Below are 19,543 nucleotides of genomic sequence, written 5' to 3'. Positions count from 1 at the left end.
CTGGAATACAGAATTTTATGATAGCAAGATGACAAGTTGGGTTAAAACCAATGTCGTTCTATGTCATTGAAATGGATGCGAAGTTTTGAACGAGAATTTTTCAGAGGGTGTACGGGAACGGGAACTTTGTGTCGAACTTTAAATGTTCGACACTTTCAGTGTGGATGTGACTATAAACTACTATCTCAACCTAAAACTGTATAATTCTTTTACACGGTTTTTTCTCATATACCAATCGTTGGATACTAATTCGACTGATTTCACAGTTGAACACCCGAAATATCGGTTCCTGTACTCCTCTATCTTGTTGATAAATTCATCCTTATTATTCAACTTATCCCTGAGCCTCAGAACAGTGGCATGAGCTGTTTTAAGGGTGTACCGTTTATCGAGCGATTGTTCCAAATCTGAATTTTTAAAGTTCTCCCGCAAGCTGTCGCGTATTTTATTAAGGGTATCATCCTTCGGAAATCCCTGTACTATCAGGCATGAAGGCGAAGCAGTTAGACCGCGGAATTCAATGTCGAAACGCGACATCCCTTTTATACATTCCTGTATAATATCAATGTATTCTTTAAGAGCTATTTTAAACAGATCAAACCCTTCATAACAGGAAATTACCGACATAACCGTGACATGAATATCAGACGCCGGATAAAAATATTGATGCGGCTCCACCTTTTTCGCTTCATCCAAAAAACCTTCAATCGCGCTTTTCACCTTTTCGTCGGGGCGAAACAAAAGTGTCAGCCCGTATCTGTTATCAGAAAGAGAATCAATCAGATGATCAACCTGGTAATGATCGGTTTTTATTTTTTGCAGCGATTCGTGATATAAGTTATTGTAATGTTGAGCTAAATCCATAAATTTTTATTCCTCCTTCCCGGATGCATACATCCCGATATACGTTCCTACAGAGTCTCCGTCGGTTGCGATGCGAAGGTAAGAGGCGGCCAGTCCTTCGGCCAGTGTTTCCCATGTCTCATTATCCTCAGAAATAAGAAAATTCATGGTGTTGTCTTTCCCCTCGACTCTGAGATAAACAGGATGACCGGCATTCCAATTAATTTTTTTGATGGAAAGACGTTTCTTCACCGGCTGACCTCCCCTCACTATGGTTTTCTCTACAAACGCCTCCATTTGTTTATTATTGCAACTTAATCCAAGATAATAGTTACTGGTTTCATTTCTGAAACAAAGTAATCCGGCTGTATCGTCGGGACCCCCGGGCGTAAAATTCAGGGCTGTAGTGGCAACAAACCGGTGATGTTGTTGGCGGTATCCGATAAATGCAGGATTTTTCTTTTCTCTGAAAGAAACCGGTCTGAAATCAAGTTTCAGCGCATTATCCTCAAGTTCAAACCATTTTTCGTGAGGTGTCCGGATAAAATTCCAGTAAAAAGCCAGAGAGTCCTCAGAAAAATTATCGTGAATGGCGAAGTTTCCCGAAGAAGAAACTTCGGTCAAAGTATCTCTGCCGGTATGTGATGTTTTGACATCAAGCGGATTCTGAGCATAAAATTCATCATTTCCTTCATATACAAACCAGAGAAACCTTGCTTCAGCCTGACTTGAATGTTTCTTTTCACACGATGAAAAAGCCACAACAGACAGGAAAAAAAGACCAACAATTGTATTTTTCAGAATTGCTCTCATATCAACAAAATGCAAGAATGTCAGATATCAGTTGCCTGAAGGCAAGCGGGACAGGAAGGGTTGGGGGCTTAAAGGGTGCTCAGGGTAATTCAAAAATACCGGCAGCATGCTTTTTTACAGCTCCCGGCATTATCTCATTCTCATTGATGAGTCCACTCCTGAAAGTCACCTTTTTAGATCAGACTCATCTTTCACAGCCATAGAGAATGTTCAATAAATCAGCATATCAATTGTGATGGGTCATATCAAATTCAAGCTCCATCAACTCCTGCAGATCATGAGTGGGACGTTCCAGTTCGTAAGAAATCGGCATCCCCGAAAAAGTCTGGAAATAGAGCAGGCATGCATCTCTCCACCAAACTGCCTCGCGAGCCTGTATTTTTAATTTATGCTGAACATGATCAAAACGTTCCTGGTCAATCATTCCGGCCAGGCGATCCCATTTTTTCTGCATCAGTCTGACCTCTTCAACTCCGTGATAATAGTGATAGCAAAGCTCATCCCACAAAGTCAGACCCGAGCTCATACGATAATCCCACGGCAAATGATGAAACCAGAGGATCAGGTTCTCAGGACAGGTTCCGGGATTGTTAAACATCGAACGCAAAGGTTCGGAATACTGTTCTACAGCATTGCTGCCCGATTCGCTCCGGTCGAAGCCGATACCGTATTCAGAAGCGTTGTGGTAATACCGCGGAAGCCAGTCGGGACGAGCATTCTCTATATCGGTCCATGGTTCGGGACCGTAATGGTGACCCCATCCCATCAGGTGATGCAATCCAAGAGGTGTCATATAGTTAACAACGGCTTCACGTGAGCGCATCATAATATTCAGGACGGGCTGAACAAAATCAGGGGCGTGAGAAAAAGTCATTTTCACCCATTCAACTGCAATATTATCAGCTGCAAGGGTATGATCCCATGCCAGTCGTCCGTAAGCATACCAGTTAGCCTGGGCAAAGTGGTGCCCTGTCCAGTTTATATCCCGTCCGATATTGGCAACACCTGCAATGGCAGAGTGTGCCTGATTAAATATGGAGCCATCGGTAGTTTTTGCAACGGTTGAGCCGGGGCCTTTGACATAAGTATCGCTTTCGAGACATTCCTTCTGCAATGGCGCCAGATAAGCCAGGTGATCTGAAAATCCAAGATATTCCTGCGTGATCTGAAATTCAATCATGAGCGACGTGTGCTCCATTGCCCCAAAGATGGGACTAAAAGGTTCCCTGGGTTGAAAATCGACGGGGCCGTTTTTGACCTGGACAATCACATTTTCGTGAAACTTCCCGTCCAAAGGAACAAACTCGTTATATGCCTGTTTAGCCCGGTCATCACCCGAGGGAGAATAGACAAAAGCACGCCACATAACAATACCTCCATAAGGTTCAAGGGCTTCGGCCATCATATTAGCGCCTTCAGCATGCGTACGTCCGTAATCCTGGGGTCCGGGTTGACCCTCAGAATTGGCTTTTACCAGAAAACCACCAAAATCGGGGATCAAATCGTAAATTTCGGCAACCTTTTGCTTCCACCATTGACGTACTTCTTCACGCAAAGGGTCCGAATCTTCCAGCCCCCCGATAATGGCAGGAGAAGAGAAGTTGACAGACATGTAAACCTTTATGTTGTATGGTCGCAACAAGTCGGCAAAACGGGCAAATTTCTCAATATAATCATGCGTAAGTACCTGCGGGTCGGCATTAACATTGTTCAGGACAGTACCGTTAATCCCTACCGAAGCATTGGCACGAGCGTATATTCGGTAATGTTCTTTCAGGTCGTCAAAATCCTTCTCACGATTCCACCAAATGGAATGGCCGGCATAACCGCGCTCAACAGTTCCGTCAAGATTGTCCCAATGATTCAACAGCCTCAGATCATATTTGGGCTTTTCAATAATGTTCAAATTCCCAGGCGACCGGCCGGTTTGCATCATCCGAATAAAGGCAAAGGTTCCGTAAAGTATTCCGGCATCGGTATTTGCCGAAATAATAATCTTATTACGTCCGCCAATTTCAGCCGATTTAATAACGTAACCTTCACTACCGCATTTCTTCAATGCTTCATCCAAGCCGTCAACATCGGCTTTACTGCTTATTTCCTTTCCGATCAGGAGACTGCTTTTCTTTATGTTATCCTGAAACTGCAGCCGGCCACCTATCAGGCCTCTGAAGGCTTTATTCAACTCATCCCTTGCAACATTAACAGTTGAACTGCCCGGTTCGAAATACACACTGACAAGTCCGGCATACCGGGCTTGCACATCATCAGGTAGCGGGTTATACCTAAGCCACAACCGTTCACCTGTTTCGGAAAATGCAATAAGTGGAATGATCAACATCCAGAGTATCAGAAGAATTTTTTTTAATCTCATTGTATTTAGTTAATGATTATATAATGTCTCAGACGCGTCCAACTTCAATAGAGAAACCTACTTTCATCTGGTCCAAGATATGTTTCTTTGAGCCCCCCTGTATCGATGACAATCTTCTGAAGCACCAGACCGGGATCCACCATATAAAACCTGAGCACATGATTTCCGGGAGATTGAATTTCATGCTCCGAAGTACAAATGTTGATATTATCGGCCACCCAACGTTGCCAGTCACTATGTGTTTCATCTTCATGAATATTGACAATGACGGGAACTTTGTCGTCAAACCCGATGGCATATTTGAATCCATCGCCGGCCGTGTAATTTAATGTTGGTGAAAAATAAGCATGAACGGTTACCTTACCGGACGATTTCAGGTGAACAGGATATTCGAGCATGACCTCATCTCCTGGTTCCCGCGATTCAGCTGTTACGGGATGAATGGTAACGGCCGAACCGGTACGTCCCATATCCGGAATAGTCATCCATTTTGTATCCACGGTATCGTGTTTTTTCGCATAATGGTCGGCTTCAATTGAAATATACCCGTTCGACTCAACAAAACCCTTAATGCTCTTAAAAGTTTCTTCATCTCTTTTTTCCACGGGAACCACCACCTTCAGGGTTTGCCCTGCTCCGTTGATTTCAACAGAAGCCTTGTGAATACCTGCCGGAACCTTTCCCCAATCTACAGAGACCCACAAACGCTTACGGGTTTCTAAGACACCTTCCGGATGGGATATTTTCAGCCATGGATGAGATGTATCTGTAGAATACCTGAAGGCTTCGGCGCCACGATTAAAAACCTCAATATAACGGCGCATTTTGCTCACATCATCAATAACAGGCAATTCGGACAATTCGGATGTTTCGGGCCACCATTTATCTGAGCCTTCCGCCATAATTCCCATTTCGGGTTTTGGCGGTAATTTGATAGTACGGGTTTCAGGAATATTATTCTCTTCAGGCTGCTGCCAATAGGTATACCCAATGTGTGTTTGAGACATCATGTGGTTCCACTTTCCGCCGGCCAGCTCAGTATGGAAGTATTCAGTTAGTTTCGCATCTCTCTCGAAAAGCAGCTTCACACTATCGGCCATTGCATTGGTCAGTGCTCCCCCCTGCTCCGCGTACAAACGGTTCTTTGCAGCTGCATAATAAAGATGATTGAGATTGGCACATGCCTCAATGGGGAAAAGCACCAGTTGATAGTAGGCATCTTTCATATTCTCAGGCATCGTTTCATAGAATTCACGAGCTTCAGCAGCCAGCAGATTGTACTCGCCTACCACCTTTTCTGCCTCACGATAATGCAGGAGACTGTAAGTATCGGGACTTAACAACTCGGGCTTCCTGCGTCCGTTGAACTTCGTATATTTATCAAGAAATACTGCAATTTGTGCTGCTCTCTCTTTTCCAAACTGTTGTGCTGCCCACAGATAAGAGTAGGCATCAAGCTCTTTGGTTCCAACAGCATCGGGATTCCAGGCAAGATCAAGAAAAAACTGAATAGGTAATTCCATGGGTTTCAGGTCTCCGACATTTACGACCCAAAGCCGGTCTATTCCATATTCGTATGAAAGTTTCATCTGTTCCCATATCCTGGGGAGGGGATTGGTGTTAAGCCATTTATAATTTCGTGGTCCACCGACGTAATCGAAGTGATAATACATTCCACTGCCACCGGCTCTTTGCCGTTCCTCCCCGCCGGGGACACGACGAACATTTCCCCAGTTATCATCACAATAAAGCAACGTAATGTCTTCTGGAACGCGCATGCCCATATCGTAATAGTCCTGAACTTCTTTGTACAAAGCCCAAACCTGGGGCGTTTCTTCGGCCGGACGCCCGGTTACGTCAGAGATTATTCCCCGCTGGTCTTCAATGATACCCGACAATAGTTCTATGTTACGCTCATCGCTCATGGGCATATCGCCGTCGCCACGCATACCAACCGTAACAATGTTTTCATGGTCACCCATGCGTTCTATTCCTTCGCGCCAGAAATTCCTTAGTGTTGCAGCATTGCGTGTATAATCCCAGGGCCCTTTACCATAACGTTCCCATTCTACATGAGACCGCATCATGGGCTCGTGATGAGAAAAACCAATGACCACACCATACTCATCAGCTAATTCCGCATTCCGGAGATCATCATCATAAAAGGCTTTTCCCCACATAGCGGGCCATAAAAAATTACCCTTCATGCGAAGAATCAGTTCGAATACTTTATCGTAGAATTTGGCATTGAAGCCGCCAAATTTTTCCCTGGCCCAGTTACCCAGAGCAGGCTCTTCATCATTCAGGAAAATGCCCCTGTATTTTACTTTAGGACTGTCAATTACATAACGTCCGGCTTTTACAAAGAGCCGATCCTTTTTTTCAACAGGAACATCGGCCCACCAATACCATGGCGAAATTCCCATTTGCTGCGATAGTTCAAACATGCCGTAAATGGTGCCCCTTTTATCACTACCGGCAATAACAAGGGCTTCTTCGACCCCGGGGAAAGGATGATCAACTACCGTAATAAATGAAGCTTCCCATTTTCCTTTAATATCGGCGATGCATATCTTACCTGATTCTGCAAGATTCTTTATAGCAGAACTACCTTCAACACTTCCGATGATTACAAGTCTTTTCGCTTCAGGCACATCAGAACTGATGAACAGTTCCGGTTTTTGACCAGACACCCGTTCAATATCCTCACACAGCAAGTCTGCCACACGCTTAATTCCATTTTCATCTCCTCCGGCAACAAACAAAGCAACCTGATCAGACCCTTCCTCAACCAGCACAAAGTCGCCTTCAACTTTAGATGATGTTACAAAATCGCATGTTTTTGCCATTACATTGTTTGCTTGTTGGGCCCGAACTCCCAAAAAAGAAAACGGGAGTAACATCGCTAATAAGAGCAACAGGTGATAAGTTAAAATGCGCATTATTCAATAATTCTAAAGGATTAATACCAAAATCAACAACTACAGGAAGGTAAAAACATCTAAAAATCCATTATCGAAAAGTAAGAAGCCTTCGGCTCATAATTCTCGTCAAAAAGAAAAGGATAATTTTTTCATCACGGATATATAAAAATCCCGGAGTTACTTTGAATAAGCAACTCCGGGTGAATTTCAAAAATTCTATTCTTCTATTGCAAATTTTATGTTATCCAGTCCAATAACAACAGTTTGATCATCTGATTCACTTTCCGTTCCAAATATGTATGTCATGATGCGCAGACTGTTGGGGTGCAAATAGGCTCCGGAAGCCTGTTCAAAATCCTGACCAACAGTATACAAACCACTATTATTTGAAGCCACAAAATCAGCCAAATGCATTCTGAAATGGTGCCAATTGCCATCAGCCGGCACATAACTGGTTGGACTGTTATAACCATAGGAATATTCACCACTGGCTCCCCAGCCTTGGGCATCCATCATAAAAATCTTGAACTGGAAACCTTCATCATATAACATTTCTTCCGGAATGTCGGTAACTCTTAAATCAAATTCCAGATAAACGCCCTGAGGTTCGGAAACATATAATGAAAAACGATCATTATTGCCTGTTTCCGGCCCCCATAAATAGAAAGAATTGTTATTAATGGGTGTACCCATCGTTATCTCTGCGAAATAATTTCCTGTTCCATCATCTACACTATCAGTAGCAAGAGAACCAAGATTGTTTCTCTGGAACCACCCAAACCGATCTACTTCAAATTGAGAGTCCCAGTCATAAACAAACATATCGCCATACAAAACAAATGCTGTAGGACTCTGCACTACTCCGTTATAGCAAGAGAAATTCATGAATCCACCTGCTTCACCGGAAATTGTGAAAGTGATAAGTTCTGACGTCTGATCCACTATGGTTGCATCATAGCCACCCATTTCAATGGATTCAACAATATCCAGATTACTTCCTAACACGGAAAAATACCTGTCATCCATCTGTTTATCCCCTTTTGTCGGAACAAAGCTTGAAATAACAGGCAGATAAACATTGAAGGAAGTCTCATGCTCATAAGTTCCATCGGTAGCCACTAAACTCAGGATTCCTGACGAGGCCCCTTCGGGAACAGCCACAGTAATAATTCCTTCCTCTTCAGAATAAGTGAAATCTTCTTCTCCGACTTCAATACCCGCGAATGAGATGGTATTAACCAGGTCGAGATTCGATCCCTGCAGCTTTAGAACATCCCCAACATCAAGGTCCTTAAGTCCGGGTTCCACAACTGAGATGGTAGGAAGACGCAAGCCAAGTTCGGCTTCACTGACTGCCGAAGTTTCCTTCACCATTCCATAAGCCGTGGTATAATCATAAAAAATATAAACAGGTGCAGTAGAAAATTCTTCCGGAGTTGTGATTACAATCTCTTCAGCCGATTGAGATACGATTGTAGCCTCCAGACTTCCCACTTCTACTCTTTTTACCTGATCGAGTAAAGTACCGGTAATGGTGACCTCTTCGCCCCGGCTTACCTCCACAGGATTTAAAGATGTGATGGTCGGAACCGGAGAATCTGAAACAATAAAGAAACTTTGTGAAGAAATCACTCGCCCGGGAAAAATAATATGAATTTTACCGGTTTCAGCAGCTACGGGAATTTCAACTTTTATTTCCGAATCGGATTTTGAGGTAATTTCAGCTTCGGCTGTCCCAAAAACAACTTTTTCCGCATCACTCAGATTAGCCCCTGTTAGCGTAACAACTGTCCCGGGGTAACCAACCTCGGGCGAAAAAGTGAACGCCAGCTCACTTTCAACAGGATCGATAGTCATATCAGCGACCTCTTCGCAGCCACTGAAAACTGTTAAAAATAACAGTCCTATCATTGTTATACTGGAAAATATCTTCATCTTTTTCATTAGTACATAATTTACTTAAGTTATTGGTCGAATGGAATTCACATGAAAGACCTTATATATATTCTTATTGTTGCAATCTTTACTATGCTTGTTGCATTAGTGTAAAATTTGTTTTTTAAGGTCTGATGAAACTCGTCCCGATGACTCGGGACGAGTTTCATTCACTATGGCCTCTTAGCCAAACGTTCAATGAAACGCACCAGAAATCTGCAGATAGCTTTTCTAAAAAGAACCGGGTGCATTTCATGTAAAATCGTTATTCTTCAACAATAAACCGGATATTATCAACAGAAATGGTCTTACCAAAGTTATTGTTGTTTGCCTGTGCAGGTGGCTGAATTTTAACTGCTGTCAATTTATCAACCGTTGGACAAGCACCAACTTCATCTCCATTGCCATATCCTGTATAAAGCTGATCAAGCCGCAGTTTGAAAGTAGTCCATTCTGTGGTAAAATCCCTGTCATCGCCATATACATTGGCAGGATCCTGTACCATGATACGGCCACTCAACGGATCGGACATCTTTATGTCGATATAAAGCCATACTTTTGAATTATCCGGATAATTTGAAGGTACACCCTCGAAATAGAAATCAAGGTTTCCACCCCAACTGGTCCCGTTGTCAGTAAAGACAAAAGTATAAAATGTACCATAGGGCAACGGACCTTGTTCTTCGGTATCACCATCAAGGTTACCGTTACTGCTCAATCCGGTATAATAATCTGATTCACTGTCAAAGTCGGTAATAAGAATTTCTGTTCCTCGAACAAATTCCCAATCGGAGATTGTTTCAGCACCCGTTGCATCCACCACTTTAATTTTGTCTCCATTTTCAATGGCAGGCAATTGGTCGATGACAAATTGTTTGTCATCAATTAATGTAAATGCAACTTCAGTGTCACCTACATAAACCTTAACAGCCTTATACAGTTCGGCACCATAAACATGACATTCCTCTCCGCCGGTAGCTGCAATGGGTGAAAACCCAGAAATTACCGGTGGCGAAATAATCTCAATCGGATGCCGCGCCAGGCCTTTTCCTTCAAAGAAGATATTTATGATCACCACATCCCCGAGAGGAGCCGACGAAGGAACGGTAAACGTCAAAGACGTCTCTGTCGCTTCAAAATCAATAACTGTCAGATTATCATTTAGCATAATTTTGTAAACCTTGTCCAGATTGGTTCCGGTTATGGTCACTTCATCGCCGGGACTCGCGATTTCTTTATCGACAGCGGTAATATAGTTGTTAACATCCTTGATGTTTTCTTCCATTGGGTTGCTGTTATCTTCTGTACATGAAGCGAAGAGAGCAACAAAACCCAAAAGCACCGTTATTGATTTTATTGTTTTACTATATATTTTCATGTGTTTATATTTTTATTTCAATACATATCCTATTAAGAAGCATAGCTTTTCCTCATCATTCATTAGGATATTATTAATCTAAGTTATTGGTCTAATGGAACTCGTCCCGATTACCCGGGACTCGTTTCACACTCTTAATATCCGGGATTTTGTGGATATTCATTAGTCGTCAGGTCAATCTGCTCCTGAGGAATCGGTCGCAAGGCATGATAATCCTCAACATTCCCCGATGCCGGAACAGGATATCCCATAGCGGGCAAATGGTCATTCAATCGTGCAACCAGTTGATTTTTTCCACTCTCAGTTCTTGAGCGAGTCAGATCGTACCAGCGCACAAATTCACCGGCGAGTTCACGTGCTCTTTCGTCAAGCAACCAATTTCGGGCATCATCGCTTCCATCCAGCACAGGAATCCGGTTAACCAAACGCTGAGCAGCAATGGCATTCTCAGTGCTTGACCGGTCGGGATCGTAAGCCGCCCGTTCTCTGATAACAGCCACCAGGTCATGAGCTTCACCTGGCTTATTGAGATACATAGCTGCTTCGGCTGCATTAAGATAAGTTTCACCCAGACGGTAAATAACAATAGGACGAACTGAAGGATCCTGGGTTGAAGGACGGTCAATATCATTAAACTTTGTCAAAGCAGGATATATAGATAATCCTTCACTGTTTTCTCCACCAAAATATTCACTTGGTGTAAAAATTCTTTTAACATGAGCATTGGTATTATAACCGGTTTCAACACCCGGAAGCCAAATTGCCGTATCACCAACCGAAAAGTTGGGATCATCAATAGCATCGGCATCGTTAAACAGCCAAACTGTCTGGAAAGAGTTTTCATAACGTTTGTCGTCGGTACGGTCGGCGAAACAATGCTCCAGGAGATAGTCAGTCGGTCTCAGGCGATGCCATGGACGACCATAATAATAACCGGTTGAACGGGACAAGCCACTTACCAGCACATTGTAATTGGGCCTGAAGTAAAAACTGGCCATATTGCTCTTGAAGTTGTCATCCGCATAATCGTTATACTGAACATCGGTGTTTCTTTCGCAGGTAAAAATAGTTTCGCTATTATGCTCATTCCCGGGATAGAACATTTCAAAAAAATCGGGGAAAATAGCAAGACCGTATCTACCCTGATTGTTAATTATCTCCATGGCATCATCATATGCCTGCTGATAGTCGGAATTTCCGGCACTTACATCAGATGTGGCCTTCCAGAGGTAAAGTTTTGACCTTAGATGCAATGCGGCAGCCTGAGTAGCTCTTCCTGGTTCGGTTGGCTGAGCCGGGAGATTAGCAACAGCATAATCAACATCGGTTTTAATTGCCTCAAAGCACTCCTGCAAAGTATTCCTTTCTGCGGTCGTTGTCGGTTCGGCAGGTAAGTCAAGCGTTAAAGTTACCTCACCATAAGTCTGTACCAGGATAAAATACCAGAAAGCTCTCAGGAAACTTGCCTGTGCCATGGCAAAAACTCTATCCTCTTCAGGCATATTGATATCGGGGGCATAGGCAAGCACCGCATTACAAGGATTAATTCCTTCGGTATAACCCCAGGTCCAGGGCATAGAGATTCCGGCAGATTTAATACCATCTCCATATACACTAAGAACCTCGTTACCATCAGGGCCCTTCTGCCATTCATCAGTTCCGTAGCAGGTCATTTTTATGCCACACTCACTACCACCCCCTGTATAGAAATAGCGTAATGATGAATAGGCAGCATTAACTGCAGCTTCAACCCCTTCGGCTGATTCCAGGTAGTCGGTAGAAAGCTGTGATTTTGGTTCTTCTTCAAGAAAATCATTGCAGGAAGATATTGCTGCGACGAAAAGAGCCAATACTATTATATTTAAGAATCTATTTTTCATATTCTAATTCATTTTCATGTTTAGAAACTAAAGTTTAACCCAAAGATGTACTTAGTTACCGGAGGTGTGTTAAGTCCGATAACAAGATTATCGGAGGGCAATCCCAGGGCATCGTTTCGGTCCTCAGCCCTGTTGGTGGGTTCAGGATCAACGCCTCCTTCATCAAGATACGGCGAGAACAAGACAAAGGGGTCAGTCACAGAACCATAAATCCTCAAATCGGACCTAGTATTAAATAAATTATTGAAAGTATAACCAAGATTGATACTCCTGATTTTAAGGAATGAGCCGTCGAAATAACCCAAGGTATTTGTATATGGTCCGGGGTCATTCTTTGGCTTAGGATAAGCATTAGTGGGGTTGTCTTCTGTCCAGTAATCTACTTTAATACCGTTACGTCGTCCATCAAGACGGTTAACATAGTCGTTGGGCATGTGTAAAGTACTGATAATAGTACCGCCAACCCTGAAGTAACCAACTACAGAGAGATCGAAATTCCTGTATTCCCAGGAAGATGTAAAACCTCCGGAAAAATCCGGTTCTTGTGAACCAAGAATAACCCTGTCTTCATCAGTAATCTGGTCATCATTATTCTGATCCTTTATTTTAATATCACCGGGTTGGGCTCCATATATTGAAGCTTCCTCTTCTTCTCCTAACTGCCAGATACCAATTTTTTCATAATCATAAATAGCACTAATCGGCTCACCAACAAACCAAGCGTTACCTACATCTCTATTTACACCAGATTGCAGAGATACAATCTTGCTTCTGTTTAGGAAAAAGTTTGTGTTAAGGTTCCATTTTAAGCCTCCTACCGAGCTTCCATCAAAAATAACTCCGTTCAGAACAACTTCAAGTCCTTTGTTTTCGGTTTCACCAACATTTTCCATAAAATCTCCAGTAACAGCAGTGGTATATGGTAATGACTTACCAAGCAACAAGTCATTGGTCTTTTGCTTGTACATATCAACTGACCCGGACAAACGACCCCGGAAAAACCCAAAATCCAGGCCTATGTTGTAGGAAGTAGTATACTCCCAACCCAGATTAGGATTTGGCAAAGAGGATACATAATATCCTGTTACCCCCCTATCCCCAAAACTGTATTTTACAGATGACAGTCCGCCCAATGTACTGTATGGGTTAATAGCTGCATTGGAAGTTTGCCCATATCCCAAACGAAGTTTTAACTGGGTAAGAAAATCAACATCTTCGAGAAAAGATTCATTATATGCATTCCATGCCACAGCAACTGCCGGGTAATAATGCCATTTGTTTCCCTCGGCCAGACGGGATGAACCATCGGCACGTCCGGTAAGTGTTAAAAGATAACGATCATCATAGACATAATTCAGGCGAGCCATAAATGATTGCAGGGACCATTCTGAGAAATAGTTGTTGTATGGATCGGCCAGCACAGTTTCAGACAAATAAAGGTTATTGAATTGCAAATAATCGGCAGCAATATTAGTACCATTGAACATAGAAGATGTAGTGGTACTCTTCTCCACCGATTGCATCCCTGTGAAATCAAATCGATGAAGTCCGATTGTTTTATTCCACAGGATCATATTCTCAATTGTCCATGCCAGGTTATCTATATTCTGGACTTCAGCCTCACTAAGAGCTCCGTTTTTAAACGGAGTATTACTGCCGTAAAAATTATTATATTTATTAGCAATAAAGTCAAGTCCAGCATTTAATTTGTATTGAATGCCATTCCAAATGTCAACCTGTACGTAGCCCGTATTGAAAGAAGTGAACTTCCTGCGCTCCTCTCCCCAACGACTATCATCCTGAAGGGTAAGAGGACTATATGTATCATCCACACCATAAGTTGGCTGTTCAACCAAAGACCCATCCGGATTATATGGAACTGCCAGTGGAGACAATGATACGAGCGACCAGGTCGGGTCGGCAGTTTCACCATCAGTGTTTGCCAGCACATTCATTGTCGAAAGGCCGACTTTGACCCTGTCACCAATTTGCTGGTCTATAGTCGCACGCATACTGTAACGCTCGAAGCCCATATTCTCAATTACGTATGATTCATCGTAGTAACCCAATGAAAATGAATACTGGGTGTTCTCTGAACCACCACTGACCCCGGCTTCGTGATTCTGCACCATGCCGGACTGATAACCGATATCCTGCCAGTCGGTCTCACGACCAAGCATCATGGACTCAATTTCAACCGGAAGGAACGGATGTCCTGCCACATCACGGAGCTTAATAAATTCTTCTGCATCAAATACGTCGTAATAGCGTGATACGTTACTAATACCGGTATATCCATTATAAGTAACACGGGTTTTACCGGCTTCACCACGTTTAGTTGTTACCAGAATAACGCCGTTGGCTCCTCGCGAACCGTAAATAACGGTTGCTGAAGCATCTTTCAGTATCTCGATAGACTCCACATCGTCGGATGCGATGTCACTCAAATCACCACTAAACGGTACCCCGTCTACAATCAGCAGGGGGTCGTTGCTGGCGGTGAGTGAACGGCTACCTCTCACCCGAATGCGGGTTTCACCTCCGGGTTTATTTCCGATGTTCTGAATCTCAACACCGGCGGTTTTGCCCTGTAAGGATTTTGAAATACTGGAAGACGCCACATCTCTAAGCTCTTCTGCCTTAACAGAGGTTATAGAACCGGTTACATCGCTCTTTCTTTGAACACCGTAACCAACCACTACCACCTCATCGAGCGACAAAAGCTCCTCCCGCATTACCACATCAATGGTTTGTCGATTATCCACAGGAACGATCTGTGATTCAAATCCTATAAAATTAAATTCCAATGTAGCATCACCCGGAACTTCAATGCTGTAATTCCCGTCTACATTGGTAATCGTTCCTCTCGTAGTGCCCTGCACCACAATATTGACACCTGGCAACGGATCGCCGTTGGTGTCAGTTACTATTCCCGTTACCCTTATCTCTTGCGAAAGAGCAACGAAAGATACCGATAAGAAAAAGAACAATGCGAGCATTGTTCTTCTTTTAAATACATCAGTTTTTCTCATGGGAAATAAATTTGTTGATTAGTAGATTGAAATTTTGACGATTATTAAAATTAAAAATGACGATGTTTCCAGGATTATGACCTGTGCTGTTTCGTATCTCTGTTTAAGACATTTACACACAGGAAGGTCATTTTTCCCATATTTTAACTATTTTGTCCTGCCGCAGCATAAAAACATAATGCGAATTTAAGATTGACAAGCTTTAAGGAGGTGTAAAAATTTGTTTAATGCGAGTATTTTTATTAAAAAAAGTAAAAATAATTGCTAAAAAGGTGGATATTTTCCCTTTTTATTAAAAACCCGCTACTCTTTTAAAATTAATGTTAAACATTGAGCGATAATAATGGATGAGTGCGGTACATCAAACTTTATGTAATTACCATTACAGATGGCATGTAATAGTAATTACATGGTGTCTGTAATGGTAATTACATGCCATCTGTAAAAAATTAATAATCGAGTAGCCTACAGGATATGCCTGATGCGGTTCGTGTTTCCTGGGGCAGTGTTTTGCTTCCGGCTTCCTTCAGATTCCACCTCGCGGTGGGACCCTTGCTTTCTGCTAATGGTTGGCGACCATAAACCCCCATCGTGAACTTGCACCACTTAGCTATTTACCATACACGGCACACCAAAAAAACCCGGCAGGAAAAACCTGCCGGGTCTTAGTTTCAGGGAAAAGATAGATAATCAATATTGAAGTTCTCCGGTAAAATCTTCACTTACATCGCGTCCCGCAAGGCCATCGGCAAATGCTTTGTAAGACAGTTTGCGCTTATAGTCCGCATCCCATAGACAAGGAGCATCATCGGGCAGCCAGTTCTCATGTTCCTGTTCTGCATCACTGAGGCCCCACACAGTTATGCCGTATTGTTGGGCCTCGGGAATAATTTCCCGATAGTTTTCAACCACGAACTGGTACATTTCGGCCTGCTTTTCAAAATCTTCAGAAGTTGGAGCATCGGTCAGTACCTGAACATCCAACTCGGAAACTTTAATAAGTTTACCGGTAGCAGCCAACAATTCAAACATTTGCACGATATTTTCCTTATTGGTATTGATTGATATATGCATCTGGGTTCCTATTCCGTCAACCTGTGCTCCCTGAGCCTCAATGTATTCTACATAATCAATCAATCCCTGGCACTTGGGAATGCTGCTTTCGAGACCATAATCGTTAATGAAAAGAATATCGTTCTGGTTACCATACTGGCGCGCCAGATTAAAGGCCATAACGGCATAATCCCCGCCCAGATATTTTTGCCAGTAAAACTCGTCATTTGCAGGATTGGTTACATTGCCATCACGAACGGTACCATCGTTGTTCATCGGTTCGTTGACCACATCCCAGGCAGTAATGTCATTCTTATAATGACCTACCATCTCTGAAATCCAGTTTTCAAGAGCATCTGTAATGATCTGTGTCTTCTCTTCATCGGTTTTTTCAATTATTGTCGGCCCGGAAGATTTTAGCAAAGGTGCGCCGCTTGGTCCCGTTGCTTCAACAAATTTTACATTATCAATATAATACGTTACGTTGGGTACGTACCCAAAATCAAAACTTAATTTAAAGCTGGTATTACCCTCTGCATACTCCAGAACATCCATCCTGGCAGTAATGAGTTGCCAGTTCGTTGTAACTACGAAAGATTCGGTCCATTCTCCACCGGAATCATACCAATCCTTATGTGGCCATTCGTTACTTAAACCGGGGAATGAAACCCGTCCTTCTCCTACCTGATCGGCTTTTACATAAAAAGTTAACACATAATCATTCCCTTCAGCAACAGAAATATCAGCAGATTGAAGTTGAAGATCCCACGGATTAGAAGAAGACTCTCCGGCAGTCATTTTTGCACTATAAGAGCCCTCAAACGCTTCTGTATCGGTAACTTCAATTCCTGCTCCTGCATTCATAACCGACCAGTTTGTCAAGTCGCCACTCTCGAAATTTCCATTCAAAACATAGTTAACCTCGGCAGGGCCGGCATCAATATCAACCATAACCACATTATCAATATAATAAGTCATGTTTGGATCTTTACCTATATCAAAACGAAAATTCATGGTAGTGGCTCCTTCAGCAGGCATCAGGTCCTCACCCAGCGTTTCAGCATTATAGGTTACCTGTTGCCATGAAGAGGAAGTTTCAACGGTTTCAGCCCCGGCTATCCATGGGTACTCCAGATTCATGTTATTAAAAGCAAGACGGACATGACCGATACCTTCCGACCTGATGAAAAAGGTAATTTCGTAACGATGACCTTCAATGACGGGAACATCTTCGGATTGGATTTCCAAATCCCAGAGATTAGCAGCTCCGGCGGCGGTAACAGCTTTTAAACTTCCGCTACCACTAACGGCATCATCTGTTGTATGTTCAACAACTTCTTTGGCCGCACCCCACGAATTCCAACCGTCAATATTCTCTTCAAAATCGCCGTTTGAAAGCAGATTAGCACCGGCCGGACCCGGAATAACCTCTGGTGCGATCAACCCGTTCAGATATCCGGCATTCTGGTTCTGGTGCCATACAAGGGTATGTCCGAATACATCCAGACCGGCATCTTTGGCCTTCTGAACAAAAGCATCTGCCGCTGTAAAATCCAGAGAACCGTCGCTCTGCACCATAGGCCCGTGCTTCATAATGTATCCGGCAACAACTTCATCAAAATTTTCGTTGACTATGCTGTCAACTCTCTGGTCGTCCATATAGAGCGAGGCTCCCACCCCTACACCGAGTTTCATGTTGGTGTAGGTTTTCAAAGCATCATAACGTTCTATCTTTTCCTCCATTTTAAGAGGAATCTCGGCAACCGTTACTTCCGAAGACGGATCGCGTTCTTCCCATTCCATTTTGGTATCCTCACAGGATATTCCAATAAATGAAAGGATTACAAAAATCGATATTAATTTTATGTATTTCATAATTCGCATTCTTTAGATTAGTTATTATTCCTCTGTTGTTTCCTCCTCAGTTGGAAAATCGGAATATTCGGGTTGCTCAAGAGGAACAACTCTCCAGTTATCCGTATATACATCTACAGACGTTTCGGAAGAAATAAACTCTGTCTCATCCGAATCATTTCCTGTTACATCCGCTAAAGTGAAATCAGAATTCTCAAAGAAGAAACCGAAGTTTTTCCATGATGCACTTTCCCGCGCAACAAGAACATCCTCGAATGTGAACTCTTCGCCTTCTTCGGGGTCCGAAAATGCATAGAACTCACTAAACGGTACGGTAACAGTCACCCATCCGTCGGTCTGAAACGGAACAACCTCTTTATCAATAATCCAGGGAACATAATTATAAATATAACCACTCCACTCTCCACCATTGTAATTGTTAATAAGCAAAATTTTGAGGAATCCCGTATTTTCCCAAACCTCGGGAACATAAATATCGAACTGGAACGCCACCTGATTAACGGGCGTCGATGCGGGAATATACGGCGTCAACTGGCCGCGCCAGTCATCAACATCATTGCCCGCTGTCCATACTTCGGTAAGACGGTTTTGATTGGCTCCGAAAGATTCGATTCTGTCGGGTCGATGGGGAACATAAGTTCCTTGCGAAACATTACCTGTTCCAATTACTTCCGACTTCAAATCGTCGGGTAAAATCATACTCCCGGCATCACCCCAGTATCCCTGCTGGCCATTTTCATCAAAGTCAAGGATAATACCTTCCCTGAAATTAAAGTACGCCGGTGAATAAGCACCGCCATTTGGTCCTTCAACATAAACAGAACCGGATTCGGTAATCCCGTCAGGTACAACAACTGTCACAAATTCTCCGTCTTCGTCGGAAACGATACCTTCAGTAACCTCAACATTGCCCGGGAAAACAACTTTCTCAATTTCGACCAGGCCGCTGCCATAAATAACCAGGGGTTCTCCCGGTTGAGGAAGCGTATGTGAAAGTTTCGAAATTTGCGGCGCTGCTGCACGAATTTCAAATTCATAAACATACCCGGTGCCTCTTTTTACAAGCCTGATGGTATTACGAACATTGTCCTCAGCATCTACAGTAGGCGTGTTCCGGCTAAGTCTCAACAGTATATTATTGTCGGTCACATAAACAGGATTAAAATAAGTATCGTATCCGTTCACATAAACTTTTCTCAATCCTGAAAAGCCGGAGCCCTCAATTCTGATAACCTGCCCAAGCCGGGCAAAAGGAACTTCTCTGTCGGGAACTTCTGAGTTAGCATCCTGAAGATAAACTGCCGAAACCGTGATAGGAGAACTATCTGCAGGGTCATCGTCGTCTTCACAGGCATAAAAAACCGTTGTCGCGATTAAAACACCCAGCAAAAGCCATATATTTTTTTGAATCTTCATACTCATTGATTTTTAAAGTT

At 43.0% G+C, this 19,543-nt stretch carries 10 protein-coding genes; all 10 read right to left on the bottom strand.

What is annotated here, in order from left to right; translation table 11 throughout:
• Positions 1-180: 180 nt before the first annotated feature.
• Complete coding sequence (locus tag ATH1_RS0102635; protein WP_010417141.1) at positions 181-864, bottom strand: 2'-5' RNA ligase family protein; 684 nt, start codon at positions 862-864, stop codon at positions 181-183.
• 6 nt (positions 865-870) lie between these two features.
• Complete coding sequence (locus tag ATH1_RS0102630; protein WP_010417139.1) at positions 871-1,656, bottom strand: beta-xylosidase family glycoside hydrolase; 786 nt, start codon at positions 1,654-1,656, stop codon at positions 871-873.
• Positions 1,657-1,882: 226 nt separating this feature from the next.
• On the bottom strand, positions 1,883-4,030 hold the full coding sequence (locus tag ATH1_RS0102620; protein ID WP_029163927.1) for an alpha-glucuronidase family glycosyl hydrolase: 2,148 nt from the start codon (positions 4,028-4,030) through the stop codon (positions 1,883-1,885).
• Positions 4,031-4,074: 44 nt separating this feature from the next.
• Positions 4,075-6,879 (bottom strand): glycosyl hydrolase 115 family protein, encoded by a 2,805-nt coding sequence (locus ATH1_RS0102615; RefSeq protein WP_010417133.1) that lies wholly within the window; start codon positions 6,877-6,879, stop codon positions 4,075-4,077.
• A gap of 291 nt (positions 6,880-7,170) precedes the next feature.
• Positions 7,171-8,898 (bottom strand): IPT/TIG domain-containing protein, encoded by a 1,728-nt coding sequence (locus ATH1_RS0102610; RefSeq protein ID WP_010417132.1) that lies wholly within the window; start codon positions 8,896-8,898, stop codon positions 7,171-7,173.
• Between the two features lie 256 nt (positions 8,899-9,154).
• Positions 9,155-10,267, bottom strand: a complete 1,113-nt coding sequence (locus ATH1_RS0102605) for an IPT/TIG domain-containing protein (RefSeq protein WP_010417130.1) — start codon at positions 10,265-10,267, stop codon at positions 9,155-9,157.
• Between the two features lie 134 nt (positions 10,268-10,401).
• Positions 10,402-12,147 (bottom strand): RagB/SusD family nutrient uptake outer membrane protein, encoded by a 1,746-nt coding sequence (locus tag ATH1_RS0102600; protein WP_010417128.1) that lies wholly within the window; start codon positions 12,145-12,147, stop codon positions 10,402-10,404.
• A gap of 20 nt (positions 12,148-12,167) precedes the next feature.
• Positions 12,168-15,179 carry a SusC/RagA family TonB-linked outer membrane protein gene (locus ATH1_RS0102595; RefSeq protein WP_010417126.1) on the bottom strand — a complete coding sequence of 1,004 codons (3,012 nt, stop codon included), beginning with the start codon at positions 15,177-15,179 and terminating at the stop codon, positions 12,168-12,170.
• Positions 15,180-15,869: 690 nt separating this feature from the next.
• Positions 15,870-18,107 carry an endo-1,4-beta-xylanase gene (locus ATH1_RS0102590; protein ID WP_029163925.1) on the bottom strand — a complete coding sequence of 746 codons (2,238 nt, stop codon included), beginning with the start codon at positions 18,105-18,107 and terminating at the stop codon, positions 15,870-15,872.
• 24 nt (positions 18,108-18,131) lie between these two features.
• Entirely contained in the window at positions 18,132-19,523 is a 1,392-nt protein-coding gene (locus ATH1_RS0102585; RefSeq protein ID WP_010417122.1) for a glycan-binding surface protein, read from the bottom strand.
• Positions 19,524-19,543: the final 20 nt, after the last annotated feature.

Source organism: Anaerophaga thermohalophila DSM 12881, assembly GCF_000191885.1.
Lineage (GTDB): Bacteria > Bacteroidota > Bacteroidia > Bacteroidales > Marinilabiliaceae > Anaerophaga > Anaerophaga thermohalophila.
This window is presented reverse-complemented; position numbering and strand designations above follow the sequence as displayed.

What these genes read in the sequence shown, in the direction of transcription:
- ATH1_RS0102635 (WP_010417141.1), bottom strand. Translation starts at nt 864, where the DNA reads ATGGATTTAGCTCAACATTACAATAACTTATATCACGAATCGCTGCAA.
- ATH1_RS0102630 (WP_010417139.1), bottom strand. Translation starts at nt 1,656, where the DNA reads ATGAGAGCAATTCTGAAAAATACAATTGTTGGTCTTTTTTTCCTGTCT.
- ATH1_RS0102620 (WP_029163927.1), bottom strand. Translation starts at nt 4,030, where the DNA reads ATGAGATTAAAAAAAATTCTTCTGATACTCTGGATGTTGATCATTCCA.
- ATH1_RS0102615 (WP_010417133.1), bottom strand. Translation starts at nt 6,879, where the DNA reads ATGGCAAAAACATGCGATTTTGTAACATCATCTAAAGTTGAAGGCGAC.
- ATH1_RS0102610 (WP_010417132.1), bottom strand. Translation starts at nt 8,898, where the DNA reads ATGAAAAAGATGAAGATATTTTCCAGTATAACAATGATAGGACTGTTA.
- ATH1_RS0102605 (WP_010417130.1), bottom strand. Translation starts at nt 10,267, where the DNA reads ATGAAAATATATAGTAAAACAATAAAATCAATAACGGTGCTTTTGGGT.
- ATH1_RS0102600 (WP_010417128.1), bottom strand. Translation starts at nt 12,147, where the DNA reads ATGAAAAATAGATTCTTAAATATAATAGTATTGGCTCTTTTCGTCGCA.
- ATH1_RS0102595 (WP_010417126.1), bottom strand. Translation starts at nt 15,179, where the DNA reads ATGAGAAAAACTGATGTATTTAAAAGAAGAACAATGCTCGCATTGTTC.
- ATH1_RS0102590 (WP_029163925.1), bottom strand. Translation starts at nt 18,107, where the DNA reads ATGAAATACATAAAATTAATATCGATTTTTGTAATCCTTTCATTTATT.
- ATH1_RS0102585 (WP_010417122.1), bottom strand. Translation starts at nt 19,523, where the DNA reads ATGAAGATTCAAAAAAATATATGGCTTTTGCTGGGTGTTTTAATCGCG.